22 protein-coding genes are annotated in these 20,749 nt (G+C 62.9%); 10 read left to right on the plus strand and 12 right to left on the minus strand.

Annotation, left to right across the window (positions count from 1 at the left end; all coding sequences use genetic code 11):
* Positions 1-108: 108 nt before the first annotated feature.
* Together ACN9MW_RS08330 and ACN9MW_RS08335 are read right to left on the minus strand one after the other, a co-directional pair.
* Positions 109-387, minus strand: a complete 279-nt coding sequence (locus ACN9MW_RS08330; RefSeq protein ID WP_426169685.1) for a protealysin inhibitor emfourin — start codon at positions 385-387, stop codon at positions 109-111.
* Positions 384-1,793 carry a hypothetical protein gene (locus ACN9MW_RS08335; protein ID WP_426169688.1) on the minus strand — a complete coding sequence of 470 codons (1,410 nt, stop codon included), beginning with the start codon at positions 1,791-1,793 and terminating at the stop codon, positions 384-386. Before ACN9MW_RS08335 ends, ACN9MW_RS08330 begins: the two co-directional genes overlap by 4 nt.
* Before the next feature lie 121 nt (positions 1,794-1,914).
* On the opposite strand from ACN9MW_RS08335, the gene ACN9MW_RS08340 reads away from it, so the two are divergent.
* On the plus strand, positions 1,915-2,196 hold the full coding sequence (locus ACN9MW_RS08340) for a polyhydroxyalkanoic acid system family protein (RefSeq protein WP_426169690.1): 282 nt from the start codon (positions 1,915-1,917) through the stop codon (positions 2,194-2,196).
* A 128-nt stretch (positions 2,197-2,324) separates the two neighbouring features.
* On the opposite strand, the gene ACN9MW_RS08345 is transcribed toward ACN9MW_RS08340, so the two are convergent.
* The 9 genes from ACN9MW_RS08345 to ACN9MW_RS08385 form a co-directional block, all read right to left on the minus strand.
* Entirely contained in the window at positions 2,325-2,720 is a 396-nt protein-coding gene (locus tag ACN9MW_RS08345) for a hypothetical protein (protein ID WP_426169692.1), read from the minus strand.
* A 211-nt stretch (positions 2,721-2,931) separates the two neighbouring features.
* Positions 2,932-3,846 carry a GNAT family N-acetyltransferase gene (locus ACN9MW_RS08350; protein ID WP_426169695.1) on the minus strand — a complete coding sequence of 305 codons (915 nt, stop codon included), beginning with the start codon at positions 3,844-3,846 and terminating at the stop codon, positions 2,932-2,934.
* Between the two features lie 92 nt (positions 3,847-3,938).
* A complete protein-coding gene (locus tag ACN9MW_RS08355) occupies positions 3,939-4,472 on the minus strand; it encodes a DUF2867 domain-containing protein (RefSeq protein WP_426169698.1) in 534 nt (177 codons plus the stop codon).
* Complete coding sequence (locus tag ACN9MW_RS08360) at positions 4,469-4,807, minus strand: hypothetical protein (RefSeq protein ID WP_426169701.1); 339 nt, start codon at positions 4,805-4,807, stop codon at positions 4,469-4,471. The genes ACN9MW_RS08355 and ACN9MW_RS08360 overlap by 4 nt, the downstream gene beginning before the upstream one ends.
* An 80-nt stretch (positions 4,808-4,887) precedes the next feature.
* Complete coding sequence (locus ACN9MW_RS08365; protein WP_028100729.1) at positions 4,888-5,139, minus strand: acyl-CoA-binding protein; 252 nt, start codon at positions 5,137-5,139, stop codon at positions 4,888-4,890.
* An 87-nt stretch (positions 5,140-5,226) separates the two neighbouring features.
* Positions 5,227-6,270, minus strand: coding sequence for a DUF1176 domain-containing protein (locus ACN9MW_RS08370; RefSeq protein ID WP_426169705.1), 1,044 nt, complete (start codon positions 6,268-6,270; stop codon positions 5,227-5,229).
* Positions 6,271-6,380: 110 nt separating this feature from the next.
* Positions 6,381-6,668, minus strand: coding sequence for an HU family DNA-binding protein (locus ACN9MW_RS08375; RefSeq protein ID WP_057261775.1), 288 nt, complete (start codon positions 6,666-6,668; stop codon positions 6,381-6,383).
* Between the two features lie 173 nt (positions 6,669-6,841).
* Positions 6,842-8,119, minus strand: coding sequence for a hypothetical protein (locus ACN9MW_RS08380; protein WP_426169708.1), 1,278 nt, complete (start codon positions 8,117-8,119; stop codon positions 6,842-6,844).
* A 105-nt stretch (positions 8,120-8,224) separates the two neighbouring features.
* Positions 8,225-9,592, minus strand: coding sequence for a S8 family serine peptidase (locus tag ACN9MW_RS08385; protein WP_426169711.1), 1,368 nt, complete (start codon positions 9,590-9,592; stop codon positions 8,225-8,227).
* 89 nt (positions 9,593-9,681) lie between these two features.
* Between ACN9MW_RS08385 and ACN9MW_RS08390 the strand changes: the two genes are divergently transcribed.
* Both ACN9MW_RS08390 and ACN9MW_RS08395 read left to right on the plus strand, forming a co-directional pair.
* Positions 9,682-10,185: an RNA polymerase sigma factor gene (locus tag ACN9MW_RS08390; RefSeq protein WP_130315233.1), complete on the plus strand. Its 504-nt coding sequence runs from the start codon at positions 9,682-9,684 to the stop codon at positions 10,183-10,185.
* The gene (locus tag ACN9MW_RS08395) at positions 10,182-10,940 is read left to right on the plus strand and encodes an anti-sigma factor family protein (protein WP_426169715.1); all 759 of its coding nucleotides are present in this window, start codon (positions 10,182-10,184) and stop codon (positions 10,938-10,940) included. Before ACN9MW_RS08390 ends, ACN9MW_RS08395 begins: the two co-directional genes overlap by 4 nt.
* Positions 10,941-10,961: 21 nt before the next feature.
* Here the strand turns inward: ACN9MW_RS08395 and ACN9MW_RS08400 are convergent, their stop codons facing one another.
* The gene (locus ACN9MW_RS08400; protein ID WP_057261771.1) at positions 10,962-11,318 is read right to left on the minus strand and encodes an FKBP-type peptidyl-prolyl cis-trans isomerase; all 357 of its coding nucleotides are present in this window, start codon (positions 11,316-11,318) and stop codon (positions 10,962-10,964) included.
* A 141-nt stretch (positions 11,319-11,459) separates the two neighbouring features.
* Here ACN9MW_RS08400 and ACN9MW_RS08405 point away from each other — a divergent pair, with 141 nt between their 5' ends.
* The 7 genes from ACN9MW_RS08405 (at position 11,460) to ACN9MW_RS08435 (ending at position 20,739) form a co-directional block, all read left to right on the plus strand.
* Positions 11,460-12,428: a cytochrome D1 domain-containing protein gene (locus ACN9MW_RS08405; protein WP_426169718.1), complete on the plus strand. Its 969-nt coding sequence runs from the start codon at positions 11,460-11,462 to the stop codon at positions 12,426-12,428.
* Positions 12,428-13,207, plus strand: coding sequence for a polysaccharide deacetylase family protein (locus ACN9MW_RS08410; RefSeq protein ID WP_426169721.1), 780 nt, complete (start codon positions 12,428-12,430; stop codon positions 13,205-13,207). The genes ACN9MW_RS08405 and ACN9MW_RS08410 overlap by 1 nt, the downstream gene beginning before the upstream one ends.
* The gene (locus ACN9MW_RS08415) at positions 13,204-14,169 is read left to right on the plus strand and encodes a sterol desaturase family protein (protein ID WP_426169723.1); all 966 of its coding nucleotides are present in this window, start codon (positions 13,204-13,206) and stop codon (positions 14,167-14,169) included. The genes ACN9MW_RS08410 and ACN9MW_RS08415 overlap by 4 nt, the downstream gene beginning before the upstream one ends.
* Entirely contained in the window at positions 14,169-14,996 is an 828-nt protein-coding gene (locus ACN9MW_RS08420; protein ID WP_426169726.1) for an EI24 domain-containing protein, read from the plus strand. Before ACN9MW_RS08415 ends, ACN9MW_RS08420 begins: the two co-directional genes overlap by 1 nt.
* A complete protein-coding gene (locus tag ACN9MW_RS08425) occupies positions 14,981-15,766 on the plus strand; it encodes a competence/damage-inducible protein A (protein ID WP_426169728.1) in 786 nt (261 codons plus the stop codon). Before ACN9MW_RS08420 ends, ACN9MW_RS08425 begins: the two co-directional genes overlap by 16 nt.
* A gap of 311 nt (positions 15,767-16,077) precedes the next feature.
* The gene (locus ACN9MW_RS08430) at positions 16,078-19,287 is read left to right on the plus strand and encodes a transglycosylase domain-containing protein (protein WP_426169730.1); all 3,210 of its coding nucleotides are present in this window, start codon (positions 16,078-16,080) and stop codon (positions 19,285-19,287) included.
* A 153-nt stretch (positions 19,288-19,440) separates the two neighbouring features.
* Positions 19,441-20,739 (plus strand): TAXI family TRAP transporter solute-binding subunit, encoded by a 1,299-nt coding sequence (locus ACN9MW_RS08435; RefSeq protein WP_426169732.1) that lies wholly within the window; start codon positions 19,441-19,443, stop codon positions 20,737-20,739.
* The last annotated feature ends 10 nt before the right edge of the window (positions 20,740-20,749 follow it).

The following is a 20,749-nucleotide window of genomic DNA, read 5'->3' on the forward strand; positions in this document are numbered from 1 at the left end:
AAGCTCAGCAAAGCACTGTATTTTAAGGCAATCCGCTATTTCTCACAATTCGGGCTTAGATACAATCTAAATAAGCAAATTCGTGGCGTGACTCTAACAGTCTTGCTTTCAGGCAGCGGAACGGATCAAATCGAGCAGATTTTGCCAGGGCGGCGCGCCAGTCTCGACAAAGCTTAAGCTATGTCGTCGACGGCCATCGTCGGCTGTGATAGTCCAGTGCCCCAGATCGGCGCCAAGCGGGGGCGAAAAATTTTCTGCGGACGCGAAAAAACCACTGGAGGCGAGGGCCGCCTCCAGCGCCGAACCGACTGGACTTGCATCCGTGTCAACTTCGAAGTGCTGGCTGAGGCCGGCGAAGCCGCCTCCACCGGTCGCGGTGATCTTCATTTTTCGACGGTGAATTCTCCATGGCGGGTACTGTAATTTTTGCACCAGGCCGCTAAAGCCTGGCGCTCGGCATCGAGCACGCCTTCCAGGTCGAAGTATTCGGCATGGTTCATGGTACCGCAGCAGGCGCGGCGGTCCTGGCGCGCGTCGGGGGCGTCTTCCACCATGGCCGGCAGTTCCAGGTTTTGCGGCTGGTCCTCGGTCAGCGGCACGGGCGAGACCACCACCTCGCGCAGGGCGAAGCGGTTGCGGATGAAGTTGGCGTAGTCGACAGGCTTGCCGTCTTCCTGCGCAATGCGCAGCATCTGGTTGACCACGTCGGCATACTTGGCGTTGGCGTCGGGTGCTGCGACCAGGGCGCGCAGCACCAGGCTGCACAGGTACCCTGCCACGCCGTGCAGGCAGGCTGCATCGTCGCGCAGGCCCGGGGCGCGTTCGAACGAGAAGATGTCGGCCAGGATGTCATAGATGGCGCCGGTGAACACCTGGGAGATCGCGTGCACTTCATTGCCGGTTTCGGACAGCTTGAGGTCGTTGTCGGCATTGCGCAGGCCGTTCGGACGGCCGAGTGCGAGGCCGAACTGTTCCGCCATATCGGCCAGGAAGGTTTTGTCGTGCAGGTCAGCCTTGGTTTGCGCGATCACGGCTTCCACCTGGTCGAGCTGGGACAGCGCCAGGAAGATCGCCGTCAGGTCGCCGAAGGATTCATGCAGGCCGCCGGTTTGCGGCGGCGCGCTGTTCAGTATCCATTGTGGTTTCAGCCCGTCCAGCACGGCGTGGCCGGTCTCGTGCGAGACGATATCGAAGGAGCGGCAGGTGAACACGCGCCCGGTGGCGCCGGTCGGCACGAAGTCGCCGAATTTCAGCGCGCGGTCGCTGCGGCTGTAATAGGCGTTCATCACATTCGGCAGCCCATGCGGGAACACCTGCAGCGGATCGGTGTTGCTGCCGCTGTTCCAAGCCCAGGGCAGGGGCGCGCTCGTGTCGGCACGCGATAGCACGCGCTGGTACATGGTCAGGGTCGAGCGCACCACGGCAAAGGCATGCACGGCATCGAACTGGTCGGTGTCCGGCGCCATGATGAAGTCGCCGAAAGCATTCGGGCTGACCGGGGCAATGCCGGGCTGGCCGTACGTGATGCGGGCGTCGCGCGGACCTTCCAGGATCACGCCGGGCAGGAAAATCTTGCGGGTGCCGAGTTCGCTGACGGAAGGGTCCTGCTTCCAGATCAGCACGCGGGCGCCAGCGGGCGGTGCGGCGGCGGGACGCGTTGGCAACGCGGTATCTTTCAGGCGTGGCAGGCTGGGCTGCTGTAGCAGTTGCGCCGACTTACGGTGTGCGCGGTACAGGGCGGATGGTGTCGGCACAAAGCTGACAGGCAAAGTCATGCACATATTCTCATCCATGATCACTCTCCCAAGGGCGGTTGAATGACCATGGTTACCCTGTCTGTGGCATCGCCCTTTGATCCAGCACAAAGGTGCGTGCGTTAAAATAGCGCCTTTTGTGCTTTTTGATTAGCAGAGTATGGCCGATATCAACATCACCCAGGCCCACAGCCTGGAACCTGCGCAAGCGCGCGCAGCAGCAGAACAAGTCGCACAACGTATCGCCAAGGAATTCGACCTGGCCTGCCAATGGCACGGCGATACCCTGAAGTTCGGCCGCAGCGGCGTGGAGGGCACGCTGACCCTGGCCGACAGCGCAGCCCATATGAATATCAAGCTCGGCTTCCTGATGGGTGCCTTCAAGAGCGCCATCGAAGGCAAGGTGGCCGAGAAGATGCGCGCGGTATTCGCTCCGGCCTAAGCGGCCCTGGTGGGTTGGCCCACCGTCTCGCTCATCGCCACCGCAGCACGCTCCAGTTCCTGCCTGCCTGGCTCATGCTTGCCGCTGCCTGCCATGCGCTGCTCGATGTGCAGCAGGCGCTTGCTTCTTCATCGTTCCAGGTCCTTTCTCATCGCTAGGGCGGCTCGGCAGGCTGGATCTTCCTCGCCAAACTTACACGATTTCTTGAGCGCTTCGAGGGCTTTCTGCCTGTTGCGCGGATTGCTCTTGTCCCCGCCCAGGATAAACCCGCACATCGAACAGCCCCATGGGTCGTTTGCCGCACAAGTTCGCTCGAACGTGCGCGCAGGGCAGCTTTGCGCGTCCACCTTCGCTGGACGTTCCGGCATCAAGGTGGCTGCACGGTTGGTGCAACCGGATGCCACGCCTAATTTGCAGGATCGCTGGAACAGAATGTCCGACGCGCGATCATCCTGCGCCGATGCTTGCAGCGCAACCCCTAACCAATAACAATATTCGCCTTTGCCGGCCTTGCAAGCAGCCATGCATGCCGTCTGGCTGGACGTGGTCTCGCATTGCGCCTTGACGCCGTGGTTGTAGTCTGGCTGCTAGTTGCAAGCATCAGGTCGGCAGGGCATCTTGCGAGATCGCCTGCCCAGTCCTTGTTTGCATTTATCTCCTTGGCCAGCGCCGAAGTGTTTGATTCGGCCCACGCTGAAGGCAGCATCAAGCAAAGCAGCAGGAACATTAACTTCTTCATTCTTCTTCAAGGAATCGATGTAAAACGTAGGCGTCGACCAGTCCAAGTTCGCGATGACGGAAAGCTTGCGGCAAGATGCCGGCGATGTTGAAGCCAAGCTTGCGATACAGCGCCAACGCCGCGGCGTTGGTACTGACGACGTAATTGAACTGCATGGCGAGGAAGCCTTCGCGACGCGCCTGTGCCAGGCTGTGTTCGACCAGCGCGCGGCCGATGCCATTCCCATGCGCCGGTGCGGCGACGGCGTAGGTGGCGCTGGCGACGTGGGCTCCGTGGTCGGGATAGTTGGCGCCCATTTTGTACATGCCGAGAATGACGTCTCCCGCGCAGGCAACATAGGCCGGGTGGCTGCCGAACCAGTGCAACTGGAAGGTGGATTTCTCAAATCCCTCGCCAAACGGGAATGCGTCGCCGCCTGCCAGCAGCGGCTGGAAAATGCTCCACATTGAATCAAGGTCGCGCGGTTCGGCAAGGCGAATCGTCGTCGCTCGCTCGAGCCGGTAGTGCACATCGACGCCATTGCTGATCTCACCGCGCTGCCAGCCTTGGGCCAGATAGAAGCGATCGGCGCGCGTGTCGGCCGCAGTGGAGAGTTTGATGGATTGGGCGCCGCTGGCAAACAGCCATTGCGTCGCCAGTTGCAGCAAGCGCTTGCCCGCGCCCAATCCTTCAAATGCCGGCTCAACGAATAGTGCCCAGATCGAGTTGTCTTCGCGCGCAGCGCAAGAAAAGCCGATTACTGCTCCTTCGCGTTCGCACACCCAGCCCTGGCCAAGGCGATCCAGGTAATCCTCATACATCTGTTGCGTAACGCGAGCCGGATTGGAAAGCGCGTTTTCGCGCACGGCCAGCCTGATCGCACTCATGGCGGGAATATCGGCAGTTGTCGCGCGGCGGAAAAGAAGTGTCATGCGTCGGGATTGGCTTATAAAAAGCGCAACTCTAGCATGCAGGTGGAAGAGGTGGCGAGCTCGCGCGCCTGCTTGCACATTGGCGGCGTGTGCTACCGACAGCGATGCGCGAACGTCGCCAAGGCTGTCCTCTTCAGCATTGTCCTGACAATTATCTTGTGCAGAGGCGTGACCGGCAACATGTACAAGCGCCCCAGCCAATTGTGCACATGGACGACAGTGGTCACGCTGACCGCACCTTGCGGCGCTTTGCAGACGGATAGCACCACGTTCAGGTGCTTGTCCGAGTCGCCCAGCAGCACTTCATCCTGCGACAGGTAAAGCAGGGAGAAGATGCCGACGCGATCGCCGATACGATATTCGCTTACCGGTTTGGCCGCGCGCAGCGCGCCCAGGTGGCCCAGGTTTTTCAGCCCGGCCAGGCCGGCCAGCCAGTTGCGCAAGGCCATGAGCCGGTTTACCCAAGCTGGAGTCTGCTCCACAACGTGCAAGTACAGCTCCAGCGCGGAGACGTTGGCGTCCGGTGAGACGATCTGGTAGCAGTCATGGAAGTACGCGCCCGGCAGGCGCAGGCTTGCCTGGCTACCCGCTGGCGCTGAGGCGGGAGTAACTTGGCCGCGCATCATTTGCGCAGCAGCGCCCACAGGGAATAGCCGCCTGTCACGGTGCCGACTGGAACGTTGAACAGGGCGACAATGCTGAAGATGATCAGGGGCGTGCGCGCGGCGCGCGAACCCTTCAGGTAAGCGATGGCTGAGCCGATTTGCAGCAGGCAAAGCGCAACCAGCAGGCCAAGAATGATGGTGCCCGCACCCGTGATGAATTCAACGACACCCGGAGCATTGCGTACGATCTCCGCCAAGGCGTGGAAGAAGACGGCCAGGCAGGCCACCAGTAACAAGGAAAGGAAGCCGAGGACGATGTGGGCAATCGCGGCGATCCTGGAGTGGTTGTCCAGCATTTGACTGTTAATTATTTTGCAAATACTGGAGTGTGCAGCGCCGCGCTGGTTTTGACAAGCGCGGCGTCAAGGCGGGAGGATTACTTCAAGCTTTCGATCAGGTCGATGTACTGCTGCTTGGCGTCGTCCTGGCTGGTGCCTGCCAGTGCCGCCCATGCGTCGAACTTGGCGCGGTTGACGAAGTCGGTCATGCCAGGGCGCTCGCCGGTGGCGTCGCCTGCCGAGCCTTGCTTGAACAGGGCGTAGATCTTCAGCAGGGTCATATTGTCTGGGCGTTCCGGCAGGTTCTTGGAATCGGCCATCGCTTGGTCAAACTGTTCTTGCAGGCTCATGGTGTCTACCTTTGGTTTAGTGGAGTTATGAAGCGCCATCATACAAAAGAAAGCCTGCGCTGCCTTAGAGGGGAGGCTCCAAATTCGCTACTCCTGGGTCACCACGGTTGGCAGGTGCCAGGTTCCGCCAGGTGCGATCGCCTGGCACATGCCGGTCGTGGATGCTGCGGTAAGCTGGAATTGCTTGCCGTTCCAGCGCAGGGTTTTATAGGTCCAGCAGTCACCGAGGCCACGTCCCTTGTGCATCTCGCTGATCTTGCCGGAGGCGTAGTCGCTGCCGGTCGTCGTCACCAGGACCGGCCGGAACGGCGGCTTGTCGTTGACGACCCAGTAGCCAGCTCCTGCGTTATAGGCCGCTATCCAGCAGCGCATGGATACCAGCATCTGATTGGAAGTCAGCCTGACCGCTTTCAGCGAGTACAACATCTCGTCGTCAAACAGTTCTTCGCAATCGTCCGGCTTCACGCTGGTGCGCAGGGCAGCCACCAGGTTCTTGCGATGGCGATCCACGAAGCGGGAGTCCGCCTGCTGCGTCATGGCGGTTGGCGCGGGCAGGAACTTTGGCTTGGCGACAGCCGGCGGGACGCTTGATTCGGACCGCGAACCCTTGCGAACCACCGCGCCGGGCGTGCCAACCCGTCCCTGGTATTCGTCCATCTTCAGCAGGACGGCGGTGGCGCCAGCGTCGGATATCTCTCCCCATAGCTCGTCTTCCCGCTTCAGTTCAACGGTGGCATGCTGGGGCAATGCGGCCAGCAGCGCCGCGGTCTGAGCCTGCGAAAGCTCGGCTACCAGCGTCTCCCGGGCAAATTCCAGCGCCCCTGTCGCCGTGTCGTTGATCCACAGTTCAAGCTTGAACTTTGCCGGCATGTGCGCAATCGCTTCCCTTTCGTCATAATGGCCCAGCATGACTTGTCCGCTGACTTGCTGGCCAGGGCCGGCTTGCCTGGTCAGCAGGATGGATGCTGCCTGGTCTTTCTGGAGATTCCCGCCGTAGCCGGCAGCACGGCAGGCGCCGGTGTTGTCGCAGGCCAGTTCCCATGCGTCGTGTTCGAAATACAGGCCGGACGGATTGAAGGCGTGGGCGCAAAGCGGCAGCAGTGCCGCGGCGAGGGCAAATATCAGGCGCATGAATTTTCCTGGCGTGGGCGCCGTGTGCGGCGCACCATATAAAAACGGCGGTTCAAGACAAGCCGCTTGGGCCAGCCTTGAACCGCCGTTCTGGCGGTAAGCCTGAAGAATTACTTCTTCTTGGTTGGGTTCACAGCGGCTTTCAGGGTTGCGCCAGCCGAGAACTTAGGGGTCTTGGATGCAGCGATCTTGATCGCTTCGCCGGTTGCTGGGTTGCGGCCTTTACGGGCGGCGCGCTTGGCGACGGAGAAGGTGCCGAAACCGGTGATGCCAACGGTGTCGCCCTTTTTCAGACGCTCGGTAACGATCGCGATCAGGGTGTTAATTGCGTCGTTAGCGGCTGCGCCGGACATTTCGGTACGCTTCGCAAATTCTGCAATCAGTTCGCCTTTTTTCATTACTACCTCCTTGGTTAATGGAGCGCGCAGATTAGCACATTAATTGAAAAAAGTGTGTACCGTTTTTTGAAGAAGCCCATATAGTGACTGGCTCGCCACGAAATCTGGGGCGGTTTTTGGCGAAAACCTCAGCTAGTTTAAGCTTTTCCGCCGCGCCGCCCCAGCCTGGTGCGTCATTGCGCGGAGCCTTCAACGGCGGCGCTCCTGCCTGCCTGGGCGCTGAAACCGGCGTTCACACCGCCGTTGGCTGAAGCGCTTTTCGGCGATTGCTGCGCTGCGGTTTGGCTACCGTTGCGGGCGCTTTTACTGGCGCTGGCGGAACCGTTGGCCGAGCCGTTTGCCGCCGCGTTGGCATGGCGGGAAGGCGTCGCTGCCTTGCCGCTGGCCGCGCCGTTGGTGCTGCCGTTCGCCGAACCGCTGGCGCCGGAACGGCTTGCATTCGCGTTTGCGCCGCCGTTGGATGCGCCGTCTGCGCTGCCGCTCACCATGCTTGTGCCGCGTGCCAGGCTGGCGCCCAGGCCGGACGCGCCGTTGCCGCTGCCGGATGCCGAACCGGACTTGCCGCCGTTCGAAGTTCCGCTTGCCGCGCCGTCGGCGTTGCCGCTAGCCGCACCGGCATTGCGCGCCACCTGAGCGCCCAGGGAATGTGCGCCCGCGGCGCCGCCTGCCAGGCTACCCGTCAGGCCGTTAGCCGTACCATTCGCCGCGCCGCCCGCGTTGCCGCTGGCGTTGCTGTTCGAAGCGCTGTTGGATGCATTGTTTGCCGCGCCGTTTGCGGTGCCCGATGCGGCACCGTCCACTGCGCCGGTGGCAGAACCTGCACGGTGCGCCACCTTGCCGCCGAGGGCGGATGCGCCTGCCGCTGCGCCAGCCAGGCCGCCTTCCGCACCATTCGCGCCGCCACTGGCCGCGCCGCTAGCAGCGCCGTCGGCGCTGCCGCTGGCAGTGCCAGCGCCGCGCGTCAACTGGGCGCCGAGCGCAGGTGCGCCGCCGGCACCACCGGCCAGGCTGCCGGCGATGCCGTTCGCCGCTCCATTGGCGGCGCCGTTTGCTGCACCGTCCGCGTTACCGCCTGCCGCGCCAGCATTGCGCGACAGGTTGCCGGTCAGGTTGGCGGCGCCGTTGGCCGCACCGCTGGCGTCCAGGCTGCGCTGGGTGGCATTGTTAGCCGCCGAATCCGCAGCGGAGGCGCGGGAAGCGGTAGCAGTGACATTGCCTGCTGCATTGCCGGCGATATCGGCGCCGGCACGGCTGCCGCGCATGGTGCTGCCGGCGATATCACCGGTCATTCCGCCGCGCATGGCGCCCATGCCGCCGCCAAAAGCACCGCCGATGCCGCCGCCGATATTCCCGCCCAGTGCGCCGCCGAGCGGGCCGGCCTGGGCGATGGATGCGACGCTGGCAGCAGCGATAAAGGCAGCGCGGATGATGGTTGCGATGTTGGTTTTCATATCAGTTCTCCTTAGTCTGGCTGCGGGAAATCCGCCGCTTACATACAGAGAACGAACCGGGAAATGGATTTCTTCCATCCATCCGAAAAAAACTTCAGATTCTTTTCAGCGGAAGGCGGAAGGGGGAACGCGCAGGTTTTCGGCCACCACGCCGCGGCCGGTGCCGTCGCCGGCTGCGCTGGCGTCGGCGGCGAGGGCGGAAACCGCTTCGGCGGCCTGCGCCGGGGAGGGCGTGGGCAGGCGCGGCGCCAGCAACGCGGCCACCAGCGGCGAGGCGAAACTCGTCCCGCGCACAAGTTTGTAGGGCGGCGTGCCGATGGCAGCTGCGGCCATCTGGCTGCCTGGCGCGGCGAACATCACTTGCGGGCCGCGCGCAGCTTCCGGCAGCGGGCGGCGCTTCGGATCGATGCCCGTCACGCCGATCACGCCGGGGTAGCTGGCCGGATATAAAGGCGGTGCAGCCGGCCCGTCGTTGCCGACTGCTGCTACCAGCAAGTGGCCGCGCGCCACCATTGCCTGCACCACGCGGCCCAGCATCTGGTTGGGCGGACCGACCAGGCTGATATTGATGACCCCGACCTGTTCCCGCGCCAGCCAGGCCAGCGCCTGCACGATCCGGCTGGCCGAGCCGCCGGTCGGCTGGTCGCAATATATATCTGCAGCATAGAGTTTTGCGCCGGGCGCTGCGCCGGTGAAGCGCTCGGACTTGCCGATCATCAGGGCGCCTACCGCCGTGCCATGGGGCGCAGGATGGGCCGCTCCGTCGCAGCCCCAGCGCACGATGCGGGCGTTCTCGAAAACCTCGTGGCTGCCATCGATGCCGCTGTCCACCAGGCCAACGCGCACATCGCCGCCAACCGCGCGGGCTGGCTTAGTGCGCGGCAAGCTGCCCGCATTGTCTCGCGCCGCTGCCGGATCGGCATCTGGCGCATCGTTCGCACCGGCGCCTGTATACACATGGTTGAAATCGTAGCTGCTATCAGGATCGGCGGCGCGCAGCCTGGCCAGCGCATCCGCCGTGGCAATGCCATCGGGGACCCGCAAGGTCACCAGCACCTGTCCGACCTCCGGCATTTCCTGGCGGCCGGTCAGCGTCAGCCCGGCCGCGGCGGCTGCCGCAAGTCCGGCCTCCGATGGCGACCAGGCCAGGATTTCCTTGCGCACAATAGGAAATCCGGCGGGATCCGGCTCAAGCTGCGCCGGATGCCGCTGCAGCAATTGGCGCATGTTCAGCGCACGGAGCTGGTCCAGCGACACCTTGCCTGGCAGTTCGGCCGTGTCCAGCAATTTTTCGCGCAGCCGGTCGCGCAAGCCGTTGTCGCCAAGACGGGATGGCAGGCCGCCGGGCAACTGGGGCAAGCCAGGCAGGCCGATTTGCGCCGCCGCCGGCCCCGCGCCGGCCAGCAGGCCAAGGGCCAGCAGCAGGCAGCGGCAGGAACGCAACAGGGAATAAGTCGGGCGCAAGGTTGGCATGGTCGGATGATAATATAAGCTACCGGTATCTATTCTGTATTAACGACGGAGAGAGGGAAGAAAATCCCGATCCCGTTCGTTATCTTCATATGATGGACAACGATAGCGCCCTGCACGAGGAAATCGCCACACTGTTGCCGCGACTGCGGCGTTTCGCCCGTACCCTGGCCTGGCACCGCGAGGATGCCGACGACCTGGTCCAGCTCTCCGTGGAGCGCGCCATCCTGCACAGCAGCTCTTACCAGCCGGGAACCCGCCTGGATAGCTGGTTGTTCCGCATTATTAAAAATGCCTGGATCGACGAAGTGCGTTCCCGTACCCGCCGCAGCGAACTGTTTGCGCCGGAGGAGGAAGGCGAGCACGTAGGCGACGATTATGCCGAAGCGCACCAGCAGCGCATGGCGGTGCAAAAAGCCGTCAGCCTGCTGAGCGAAGAGCACCGGCTGGTGGTCGGCCTGGTGCTGGTGGAGGGGCTGCCTTATAAAGAGGCGGCCGAGGTGCTGGATATTCCGGTCGGCACCCTGACCAGCCGCCTGGCGCGTGCCCGCACCGCGTTGCAAGAAATGTTATCGGAACAAGCGAGGACAGTATGAAGAGTTTTTCCGACGAAATCCTGATGGCCTATGCCGACGGCGAGCTGGATGAAGTCACCCGCCGCGCAGTGGAAGAAGCCATGCACAAGGATGCCGCGCTGGCGCGCCGCGTCGCCCAGCACAAGGCCATGCGCAATGACGTCTTTGCCGCCTTTGCCCCGGTGGCGGAGGAAGCGGTGCCGCCAAGGCTGGCGCAGCCGCTGCGCCAGGCCACGGTGGTCAGCCTCGATTCCGTGCGCGCCCGGCGCGAGGCCGAGCAGCAGGCTGCCCGCAAGGCCACTCGTGGCCGGCGCTGGTCATGGCCGGAGTGGGGCGCGCTGGCGGCGATGTTGATGGTGGGCGTGATGGCCGGCCATTACGGCGTCGGCATGCTGCCGATCGACCGCGGCGAAACGGTGGCCAGCCGCGATGGCGTGCTGGTGGCGCAAGGCCGCCTGGCAACGGCGCTGGACCAGCAACTGGCCGGCAGCGGCGGCCCGGTGCGCATTGGCACCAGCTTCCTGGCGCAGGACAACAGCTACTGCCGCAGCTTCACCACGGCCCAGGATATGTCGGGCCTGGCCTGCAAGCAGGGCGGTGCATGGAAGGTGCAGCTGGCGGTGCAAAGCCAGGGCAAGGCCCAGCAGGGGGAATACCGGCAGGCGGCGGCGGACATGCCGACGCAGGTGTTGGATGCGATCGACCAGCGTATTGCCGGCCAACCACTCGATGCAAAAGCGGAGCAGGAGGCCGTGCAGCGCAAGTGGCAGCGCTAGGCCTCCCGTCGCAGGGCTGGCTTATACGCCCAGCAGTTCCACGTCGAAGATCAGGGTGGCGTTTGGTGGAATCACGCCGCCGGCGCCGCGCGAGCCATAGCCCAGTTCAGCAGGGATGATCAGCTGGCGGGTGCCGCCTACCTTCATGCCTTGCACGCCTTCATCCCAGCCGCGGATCACCATGCCGGCACCCAGGGCGAATTCGAACGGATCATTGCGGTCCTTGGACGAATCGAATTTCGGGCCTTTGCTGCCGTCGTCGTTGCGCAGCCAGCCGGTGTAATGGACGGTGACGTTCTGGCCAGCTTTTGCTTCCGCGCCATCGCCAACCTTGATGTCGTCGTATTGCAGGCCGGATGCGTTAGTGATGATAGTCATTTGGATTCCTTAGAAATGTGGGGCTTAGGCCGCGATTGTAGTCCATTCGCGGCCGATACCCATTAAATGTTGTCGGTAATAACTTAATGCAAGACGTTTGACCGTAAAATACTGGTTGGCTTAACCAATAAGCGAGTTTTCATGTTCCGCAGTATCCGTAGCGCAGCAGTTTTATGTGGTTTGCTGGCAGGCGTGCAGCCTGTCCAGGCAAACGTCGTCGTCGTGCTCAATTCGCGCGATGCCACGGTCCAGTTGCTGGACCAGGTAAGCTACAAGAGCCTGCAGACCTTCCCGGTGGGGAAAGAGCCCCACCACCTGATGGCCACGCCCGATAACAAGTCGCTGATCGTCGCCAGCGCCGTGGGCAATGAGCTGGTCTTCCTGGACCCTGTGACCGGCCAGGTGCAGCGCCACGTCAAGGATATCCTAGATCCATACCAGATCGGCTTTTCGCCGGACCAGAAATGGTTCGTCGCGACTTCGCTGCGCTTGCACCGGCTCGATGTCTATTCGTATAACGGCAAGGAAATGACCCTGGCCAAGCGGATTCCGCTGCCCAAGCTGCCCAGCCATATCGCCTTCGATGCCAAGAGCACCACGGCCTTCGTCACCCAGCAGGGCAGCGACCAGGTCAGCGCGGTCGACCTGAAGACGCAGAACGTGCTGTGGACTATCCCGGTCGGCAAGCTGCCGGCCGGTATCGCCATGACGCCGGACGATAAATACCTGCTGGTCGGGATCATGGGCAGCGACTACGTCGAAGTAATCGACTGGCGCACCCGCCAGACCGTCAAGCGCATCAAGGCCGGCGCCGGCACCCACAACTTCCGCGCGCTGGGCGATGGCCGCTACACCTATGTGTCGAACCGGGTGTCGAATACCATCAACATCATCGACCAGAAGACGCTGGAGAACGTCGGCACCATCGACGTGCCCGGCGGCCCCGATTGCATGGAAATCACGGCCGACAAGAAATACATGTGGGCCACGCTGCGCTGGATTAAAAAAGTGGCAGTGATCGACCTGCAGCAGAAGAAGGTCGTCAAGATGATCCCGGTCGGCCGCTCGCCGCACGGCGTCTTCTTCGCCAACTCGTCCGCGAGGATGTAATGCGGTTGCAGGCATGCGTGCTGGGACTGGCCGCTGCGGCGGCCACCGGCGCGTCGGCCGCCGCGCAGGCGCCCGCGCCGGCATGCCGCGGCACGATCTACCTCACCTTCGACACCGGCAGCCAGTCGCAGGCCGACCTGATCGCGACGGTCCTGGCGCGGCAAAACGTCAAGGCCACCTTCTTCCTGGCGAACGAAAAGACCGTCAAGGGCGACTACAGCCTGGACCCGTCCTGGCAAGCCTACTGGCGCGCCCGCGTCGCCGAGGGCCATGCCTTCGGCAGCCACACCTTCGACCACACCTATTACGTGCGCGACGCCGGCAACGGCAAGATCAGCGTCAAGCCGCAATTCGGCGCCCGCGCCGGCAAGGTGCAGGACTGGACTTCGCAACAGTACTGCGCAGAGTTGCGCCGCGTCGACCAGCGCTTCCAGGAACTGACCGGCAAGGCGCTGGACCCGTTCTGGCGCGCTCCCGGCGGCAAGACCAGCCCGCGCACCCTGGCTGCCGGCAAGGCCTGCGGCTACCAGCATGCGGGATGGGCCACGCCCGCCGGCTTCTCCGGCGACGAACTGCCGGTGGAACGCGCCTCCAACGCGCAATTGCTGAAGCGCGCCCTGGACGGCCTGCGCGACGGCGACATCTTCATGGCCCACATGGGCATCTGGTCGCGCAAGGATCCATGGGCGCCGGCCAACCTGGAACCCCTGATTGAAGGCCTGAAGCAGAAAGGCTTCTGCTTCGCCACCCTGAGAGAACACCCGGATTACCGCAAATGATTCAATTCTTCCTGGACCTCCTGGGCCAAGCCCAGGGCTGGCTGTTTGAAAACGCCATCCAGCCGCTGATTTATTACTCCGGCATGGGCGACATCACCGAAGAAGCCTTTGAAGGCACGGAATGGCTGCTGATCGGCATGGCCGAACTGCTGCTGATCTACCTGGTGCTGCGCCCGCTGGAAGCGGCCATCCCGGTGCACCAGTTCAGCGACAAGCGCGCGCGCTGGAATGACTTCATCTACACCGTGCTGCAGCGTATCGGCCTGATTCCGCTGCTGCTGTTCTTTACGCTCGATCCCGTCATGGACGCCATTTCCGGCGCCTTGCACATGGAAGGCGTGCAGCCCTTCAACCTGGAAAACCTGGTCACCAATATGCACCCGCTGGCCAGCTTTGCCGTCTACCTGCTGGTGCTGGACTTTTTCGATTACTGGTTCCACCGCGCCCAGCACCAGTTCAACTGGTGGTGGGGACTGCATAGCCTGCACCACAGCCAGCAGAACATGAACCTGTGGAGCGACGACCGCAATCATTTGCTGGACGACCTGCTGCACGACGTCTTTATGGCGGTGCTGGCGCTGGCCATTGGCGTGCCGCCAAGCCAGTACGTGCTCCTCGTATCGCTGTCCCGTATCGTACAAAGCTTACAACACGCCAATGTTCGTATACACTTCGGCCGCATTGGCGAACGGCTGCTGGTGTCGCCGCGCTACCACCGCATGCATCACGCGATTGGCGTCGGCCATGAATCGAAGGGCCAGGGCACGCTGGGTGGTTGTAATTTCGCCGTGCTGTTCCCGATCTGGGACATTATTTTCCGCACCGCTAACTTCACGCCGCGCTTCGAAGCGACCGGCGTGCGTGACCAGTTGGCGGGCCGCGATTACGGCCGCGGCTTCTGGGCCCAGCAATGGCTGGGCCTGAAGCGGATGTTTGAATATTTGAGAAAGAAACCGAGTTAATGCGCGCTGTTATCCACGCTTATGGCAGGGCCCTGCTGTCCCAGTTCCACGGCAAGATCTTATTGCTGAGTATTGTTCCTTTCATTTTGTCAGTCGCCCTCTGGGCATTGCTGCTCTGGCTTGGCCTGCAGCCGCTGCTGGACTGGCTGCACGGCCACTTCGTGGAATTCGAGGTATACCGCGTCACCAGCGACTGGCTGCAATCGATCGGCCTGGGCGGCTTGCGCTCGATCGTGGTGCCGCTGTTTGCGCTGCTGCTGCTGCTGCCGCTGATGATCGTGACGGCCATGATCTTCATCGGCGTGGCTGCCATGCCGTTCATCGTGCGCCACGTCGGCGGGCGCCATTTCCCGCAGCTGGAAAAGAAGCAGGGCGGTTCGATACTGGGCGGCGTCGTCAAGGCGCTGGGTGCCTTCGGCATCTTCGTCGTGGCCTGGCTGTGCATCCTGCCGATGTATATCTTCCCGCCGCTGGCCGGCCTGGCCACGGTGCTGCTGTGGGGCTGGCTCACCAGCCGCGTGATGAGCTATGACGCGCTGGCCGACTATGCCAGCCCGGAAGAACTGTCCAAGCTGCAGCGCGAACATCGCTGGCAGCTGATGTCGATCGGCGTGGTGTCCGGCCTGGCCGGCTCGCTGCCGGCACTGGTGTGGGTGGGCGGCGCGGCTGCTGCCATTGCCTTCTTCCCGATCCTGCTGGCCGCATCGATCTGGGTGTATGTGGTGATTTTCATCTTCACCGGCCTGTGGTTTGAGTATTATTGCCTGCAAGCGCTGGCGCAATTGCGCCATGAACCCTTCGAGGAAAGCCTATGCGAATCGGACTGATCATCATTGGCGACGAAATCCTTTCCGGCAAGCGAACCGACCAGCACTTCCCCAAAGTGGTGCAGCTGCTGGCGGCACGCGGCTTGCAACTGTCCTGGGCCGAATTCCTGGGCGATGACCGCGAGCGCATCACCGCCACCCTGAAGCGCACCTTTGCCAGCGGCGATATCGTGTTCTCCTGCGGCGGCATCGGCGCCACTCCGGACGACCATACGCGGCAGGCCGCCGCTGCGGCACTGGGCTTGCCGCTGGTATTGCACGAAGGCGCAAAAGACAGCATCCAGCAGCGCGTGCGCCAGGTGGCTGAAGAGAAGGGCGAGGTAGCCGATCTCGCTTCGGCGGAAAATCTGCAGCGCCTGCAAATGGCCGAATTCCCGCAAGGCGCTGCGCTTATTCCAAATCCGTATAACAACGTGGCCGGATTCGTGCATGGAACACATTACTTCGTGCCCGGCTTCCCGGTCATGGCGTGGCCGATGATCGAATGGGTGCTCGACACGCACTACACCGACCTGTTCAATCGTGAGCCTCGCGCTGAGCGATCGGTGTTAGTGTACGAGGCAGCGGAAGCCGCGCTTACTCCGCTGATGCTGGCCCTGGAAGCAGCCTGGCCGCGCATCAAGGTCTTCAGCCTGCCAAGCGTGGGCGATGCGAACACCAGGCGCCATATCGAGCTTGGCGTGAAAGGCGATCCGCCCCAATGCGAGGCTGCATTTTCCCAAATGTGCCGTGAGCTCGATGCCCTGAACGTGGAGTACGCGAAGCCCTGAATCCACAGTGTGAAAAGGGTGTTAACTGCTCTTGCAACGGCGCTTACAAACGTGTGAAGCGCCGTTGTTTTTTTGCGAAACTGAACCGCGAAGTTTAAATATTTTGCGAGTTGCCCCGTGCAGTGCGCGCCGATGTGGTGCAATGGTAATCAAGCAGAAATACTCTGCGTGTACTGTCCGGTTTGAACACTATGTTAAGCAATCGTCGTTTTCGCCGGCCCCGAGTTGTCGTTCGAGCGGTGCGCAAAATGCGCGCCGGCGCGGCAGCAATTGGATATGGCGGCAACAGGCGGCGTTTGCGCTCGGTACCTATGCCTTCCCAACAAGATCACGAATCAAGCTCCTTCGAACCAAGCCCGCCAACCGAGCCAGCACTGCCACCTCCATCTGAACCGAAGAAGGGTTCGCGCTTGCGCAATGCGCTGATTGTGCTGATCCTGGTGCTGCTGACCGTGGGCGGATTCTGGGGCTATCACGAGACCCGCACCTCGACGATGCAGGCGAAAGTGTTCACCGACCTGGTCGGCAAGCTGACCTACAAGGTGGAACCGGGGCCGAGCAAGTCGATCCGCTTCCCGCACGACAGCCCATACGACGAGCGCCTTGGCTACGCCAACCTGCCGGATTACCTGGACAAGCTGAAGGCGCGCGATTACGAAGTCATTTCGCAGGCGCGTTTCTCGCCGAAGATGCTGGAGCTGACCGACATGGGCGTGTTCGCGACCTATCGCGAAAAGACCCGCACCGGCCTGTCAATCTTCGACTGCCGCGAACAGCCTCTATTCACTGCCAGCTATCCGGAGCGCATTTACGGCAGCTTCGAGCAGGCGCCGAACGCGCTGGTGCAAAGCCTGCTGTTCATCGAGAACCGCGAGCTGCTGGACAACAAATACCCGAAACGCAACCCGGCCGTCGAATGGGATCGCCTGTCCAAGGCCATCCTTGAAAAAACCGCGAGCGCCGTGGGCGCCGGCGGCCACCGCGCGGCGGGCGGCTCCACCCTGGCTACCCAGATCGAGAAGTATCGCCATTCTCCGGAAGGCCGCACGGGCTCGATGAAGGACAAGCTGCAGCAGATGATTTCGGCCTCGCTGCGAGCCTATCAGCAGGGCGAAGACACTACCAAGGTGCGGCGCCAGATCGTGGTCGACTACCTGAATACCGTGCCGCTGTCGGCCAAACCGGGCTACGGTGAGGTGAACGGCGTGGGCGACGGCATGTGGGTCTGGTACGGCCGCGACTTCGACGAGGTAAAGCGCCTGTTGGGCGGCAAGATGGACCAGCCGGGCAGTCCCCTGGCCTTCAAGGAAGCGCTGTCACTGCTGATCGCGCAGCGCCGCCCGAGCTACTACCTGGGCGAGGGCGATGAAGACCTGGAGACGCTGGCCAACAGCCACCTGCGCCTGCTGGCCAGCGCCGGCATCATCACGCCGCAGCTGCGCGACGCCGCGCTGAAGGAAAAGCTGCACCCGGCCAAGGGCAACGGCGTGCAGGCTGCGCCGCCGATGACCTATGTCACCAAGAAGGCCTCGAACGCCGTGCGCGTGCACCTGGCCAACCTGTTGGGCGACAACCGCATGTACAACCTGGACCGCCTCGACCTGTCGGTGAACACCACGCTCGACGCGGAAACCCAGAAAACCGTCACCGCCATGCTGCGCCAGTTGCGCGAGCCGGAGACCGCCGTGCAGGCTGGCCTGACCGGCAAGGGCATGCTGGGCAATGGCGACCCGGCCAACGTGGTGTACAGCTTCACGCTGCTGGAGCGCGGCGAGCACGCCAACTACCTGCGCGTGCAGACCGATAACTACGACCAGCCGCTGGACATCAACGAAGGCGCCAAGCTGGACCTGGGCTCCACCGCCAAGCTGCGCACCCTTGTCACCTACATGGACATCGTAGACCAGCTGTACAAGAAGTATGGCCAGATGGAGGTGGCGGAACTGAAGAAGGTCAGCGTCGACCAGCGCGACCGCCTGACGACCTGGGGCATCGAGTACCTGACCATGACGCCGAAGGACAAGCGCAACCTGCCTGACATGCTGCAGGCGGCGCTGGAGCGCAAGTACTCGGCCAATCCTGGCGAGGGCTTCTTCACCGGCGGTGGCCTGCATTACTTCGGCAACTTCAGCAAGGACGACGACTTCAAGATCATGACCGTGCGCGAAGCGCTGCGCCGCTCCACCAACCTGGTGTTCGTGCGCCTGATGCGCGACGTGGTCAAGTATTACTCCTTCCAGATGCCGGGCTCCTCGCAGACCCTGCTGACCGATTCCGACGATCCGCGCCGCGCGGCCTACCTGGCGCGCTTCGCCGACAAGGAAGGCAAGGAATTCCTGTATCGCTTCTACGCCAAGTACAAGGGCAAGAAGACGTCGGAGCTCGATGCCATCCTGCTCGATACGATCCGCCCGACCCCGGTGCGCCTGGCGAATATCCACCGCACCGTATATCCAAACGCGACGCTGGCGGAGTTCGACAAGTTCGTGAACGAAAACCTGAAGGTGCAGAACGATGTGCCGGAAGAGCGGCTGGCGAAGATGTACGAGCAATACGCGATGGACAAATGGAACCTGGCCGACCGCGGTTACCTGGCTGCCGTGCACCCGCTGGAATTGTGGCTGGTGGCTTACCTGCACCAGAACGAAGGGGCTTCGTTGTCCGACGTGGTGGCCGCCAGCGAGAAGGAGCGCCAGGAGGTTTACCAGTGGCTGTTCAAGACCCATCACAAGTACGCGCAGGACAAGCGCATCGCCGGCCTGCTGGAGATGGAGGCCTTCATGGGCATCCACCGCCAGTGGAAGAAGATGGGCTATCCGTTCGATTCGCTGGTGCCATCGTATGCGACCACGCTGGGCGCGTCGGCCGATCGTCCGGCCGCACTGGCCGAGATGATGGGGATCATCGTCAACGGCGGCGTGCGCAAGACTACCCAGCGCATCGAGTCGCTGCACTTTGCGGCAGGCACGCCGTATGAAACGACGGTGGCGCGCAACAAGTCCTCTACTAACGAGCAGGTGCTGACGCCGGAAGTGGCGCGTGCCGTGGCCGACGCGATCCGTGAAGTGGTGTCGGATGGTACGGCGCGGCGCGTGAAGTCCGCTTTCGTCGGCTCGGACGGGCAGATCATTCCTGTGGGCGGCAAGACCGGTACCGGCGACCAGCGCTTTGACGTGTATGCGGCGGGCGGGCGCCTGATCGAGTCGCGCTATGTGAACCGTTCGGCGACGTTTGTATTCAATATCGGGGAGCGCTTCTTTGGCTCGATGACGGCGTATGTGCACGGGCCGGAGTCGAAGAACTACGACTTTACTTCGGCGCTGCCGGTGCAGCTGCTGACGGTGCTGGCACCTTCGCTAATGCCGCTGATCGAGCCGAATGCGCAGAAGGCGGCGCCGGTTGTCACCGCGATGGCGGCTGGGGCGCCGGGCGGCGTGCAGCCGGTGGCCACGGCGGCTTTGGTGGCGGCGACTTCCGCTGCAGCTCCCGCCGCGCCGCTGCGCGCCTGCGGCGCGCGCTAAACCGGTAAACCTGGGTCTCCAGGCCGAGGGCTTGGGTTGTGCGCCGTTGATCTTCGTCGAAAGTCAAAAGCCTCAAACCCCGTCAGCGGCCGCCGCACTGACGGTGTCTGACCCTGCGGGTCAGACACCGGGTTACCGGTTTAAAATGCGCGAATGAAACTCATCACCAAGTTCACCCGCATCAGCCTGCGCGACCTGCTGGTCTCGTTCGCCCCCACCATCCTGCTGATCGCCGGCGCCTGCGCACTGGCCTACTGGATCATCGACCCCACCCCGCCGCGGGTGGTCAAGCTCTCCACCGGGCAGGAAAACAGCGCCTACGAAAATATCGGCAAGCGCTACGCGCAAGCGATGGCCAAGCACGGCATCAAGGTCGTCCTGCAGCAAAGCCAGGGCTCGCAGGAAAACCTGCAGCGCCTGAACAAAGGCGAAACCGACATCGCCTTCGTGCAAAGCGGCTCCACCAACGAAGCCGAAGCCGAACGCACCGGCCTGGTCTCGCTGGGCAGCCTGTTCACCGAACCTGTGTGGCTCTTCATGCGCGAGAAGAAAGCCGTCAACAGCCTGACCCGCCTCAAAGGACTGAAGGTCAACCTCGGCCCCGAAGGCAGCGGCGTGCCGCGCCTGTTCCGCCAGGTACTGCAGATTAACGGCGTCCACAACGGCGACATCATCGCCAGCGACCTGGAAAACACGCCCGCCACGGTGGAACTGCTGGAAGGGCGCATCGATGCCCTGGTATTCGCAGCGGCGCCGGACGACCCGCTGATCCAGATGCTGTTGATGACGCCCGGGATCAAGCTGTTCAACTTCACCCAGGCCGAAGCCTATGCGCGCCGGCTGCCGTTCCTGACCCATGTCACCCTGCCGCGCGGCATCGTCGACCTGGGCCGCGACCTGCCGGCTCGCGACTACCACCTGATCGCACCAACCGCCACCCTGGTGGCGCGCGAAGACTTGCACCCGGCCTTGATCGACTTGTTCGTGCAGGCCGCCAGCGGCATCCATAGCGGGGCGGGCTGGTTCCAGCAGCAGGGCCAGTTCCCTTCACCGCGCTATACCGAGATCCCGGTCGCGCGCGAAGCGGCCAAGTTCTACAAGGATGGCCCGCCGTTCCTGCAGCGCTACATGACCTTCTGGCTGGCCAACCTGTTCGATCGCCTGTGGGTGGTGGTGCTGGCCGCCGGCGCCCTGATCCTGCCGCTGTCGAAAGTCGTGCCGCCGATCTACGTCTGGCGCATCCGCTCGCGCGTCTACCGCTGGTATGGACAACTGCGCTCGGTGGAGCAAGGTGTCGATGAGGGCAAGCCGCGCGATGAGCTGCTGCACCGCCTGGACCAGATCGAAGAACGGGTCAACCGTCTCACCGTGCCGCTATCCTTTGCCGATGAGTTCTACGGCTTGCGCAACCACATCGAGTTCGTGCGGCAGAAGCTACGTACAAACACGTAAAACACCTTGA

The organism is Pseudoduganella sp. R-34 (genome assembly GCF_049904655.1).
Classification (GTDB): domain Bacteria; phylum Pseudomonadota; class Gammaproteobacteria; order Burkholderiales; family Burkholderiaceae_D; genus Rugamonas.

Coding starts and splice junctions, on each gene's coding strand:
- ACN9MW_RS08395 (WP_426169715.1), top strand. CDS start 10,182: ATGAAGAGTTTTTCCGACGAAATCCTGATGGCCTATGCCGACGGCGAG.
- ACN9MW_RS08430 (WP_426169730.1), top strand. CDS start 16,078: ATGCCTTCCCAACAAGATCACGAATCAAGCTCCTTCGAACCAAGCCCG.
- ACN9MW_RS08405 (WP_426169718.1), top strand. CDS start 11,460: ATGTTCCGCAGTATCCGTAGCGCAGCAGTTTTATGTGGTTTGCTGGCA.
- ACN9MW_RS08420 (WP_426169726.1), top strand. CDS start 14,169: ATGCGCGCTGTTATCCACGCTTATGGCAGGGCCCTGCTGTCCCAGTTC.
- ACN9MW_RS08375 (WP_057261775.1), bottom strand. CDS start 6,668: ATGAAAAAAGGCGAACTGATTGCAGAATTTGCGAAGCGTACCGAAATG.
- ACN9MW_RS08355 (WP_426169698.1), bottom strand. CDS start 4,472: ATGATGCGCGGCCAAGTTACTCCCGCCTCAGCGCCAGCGGGTAGCCAG.
- ACN9MW_RS08390 (WP_130315233.1), top strand. CDS start 9,682: ATGATGGACAACGATAGCGCCCTGCACGAGGAAATCGCCACACTGTTG.
- ACN9MW_RS08370 (WP_426169705.1), bottom strand. CDS start 6,270: ATGCGCCTGATATTTGCCCTCGCCGCGGCACTGCTGCCGCTTTGCGCC.
- ACN9MW_RS08380 (WP_426169708.1), bottom strand. CDS start 8,119: ATGAAAACCAACATCGCAACCATCATCCGCGCTGCCTTTATCGCTGCT.
- ACN9MW_RS08365 (WP_028100729.1), bottom strand. CDS start 5,139: ATGAGCCTGCAAGAACAGTTTGACCAAGCGATGGCCGATTCCAAGAAC.
- ACN9MW_RS08335 (WP_426169688.1), bottom strand. CDS start 1,793: ATGGATGAGAATATGTGCATGACTTTGCCTGTCAGCTTTGTGCCGACA.
- ACN9MW_RS08385 (WP_426169711.1), bottom strand. CDS start 9,592: ATGCCAACCTTGCGCCCGACTTATTCCCTGTTGCGTTCCTGCCGCTGC.
- ACN9MW_RS08400 (WP_057261771.1), bottom strand. CDS start 11,318: ATGACTATCATCACTAACGCATCCGGCCTGCAATACGACGACATCAAG.
- ACN9MW_RS08410 (WP_426169721.1), top strand. CDS start 12,428: ATGCGGTTGCAGGCATGCGTGCTGGGACTGGCCGCTGCGGCGGCCACC.
- ACN9MW_RS08415 (WP_426169723.1), top strand. CDS start 13,204: ATGATTCAATTCTTCCTGGACCTCCTGGGCCAAGCCCAGGGCTGGCTG.
- ACN9MW_RS08345 (WP_426169692.1), bottom strand. CDS start 2,720: ATGGCTGCTTGCAAGGCCGGCAAAGGCGAATATTGTTATTGGTTAGGG.
- ACN9MW_RS08360 (WP_426169701.1), bottom strand. CDS start 4,807: ATGCTGGACAACCACTCCAGGATCGCCGCGATTGCCCACATCGTCCTC.
- ACN9MW_RS08340 (WP_426169690.1), top strand. CDS start 1,915: ATGGCCGATATCAACATCACCCAGGCCCACAGCCTGGAACCTGCGCAA.
- ACN9MW_RS08425 (WP_426169728.1), top strand. CDS start 14,981: ATGCGAATCGGACTGATCATCATTGGCGACGAAATCCTTTCCGGCAAG.
- ACN9MW_RS08350 (WP_426169695.1), bottom strand. CDS start 3,846: ATGACACTTCTTTTCCGCCGCGCGACAACTGCCGATATTCCCGCCATG.
- ACN9MW_RS08435 (WP_426169732.1), top strand. CDS start 19,441: ATGAAACTCATCACCAAGTTCACCCGCATCAGCCTGCGCGACCTGCTG.
- ACN9MW_RS08330 (WP_426169685.1), bottom strand. CDS start 387: ATGAAGATCACCGCGACCGGTGGAGGCGGCTTCGCCGGCCTCAGCCAG.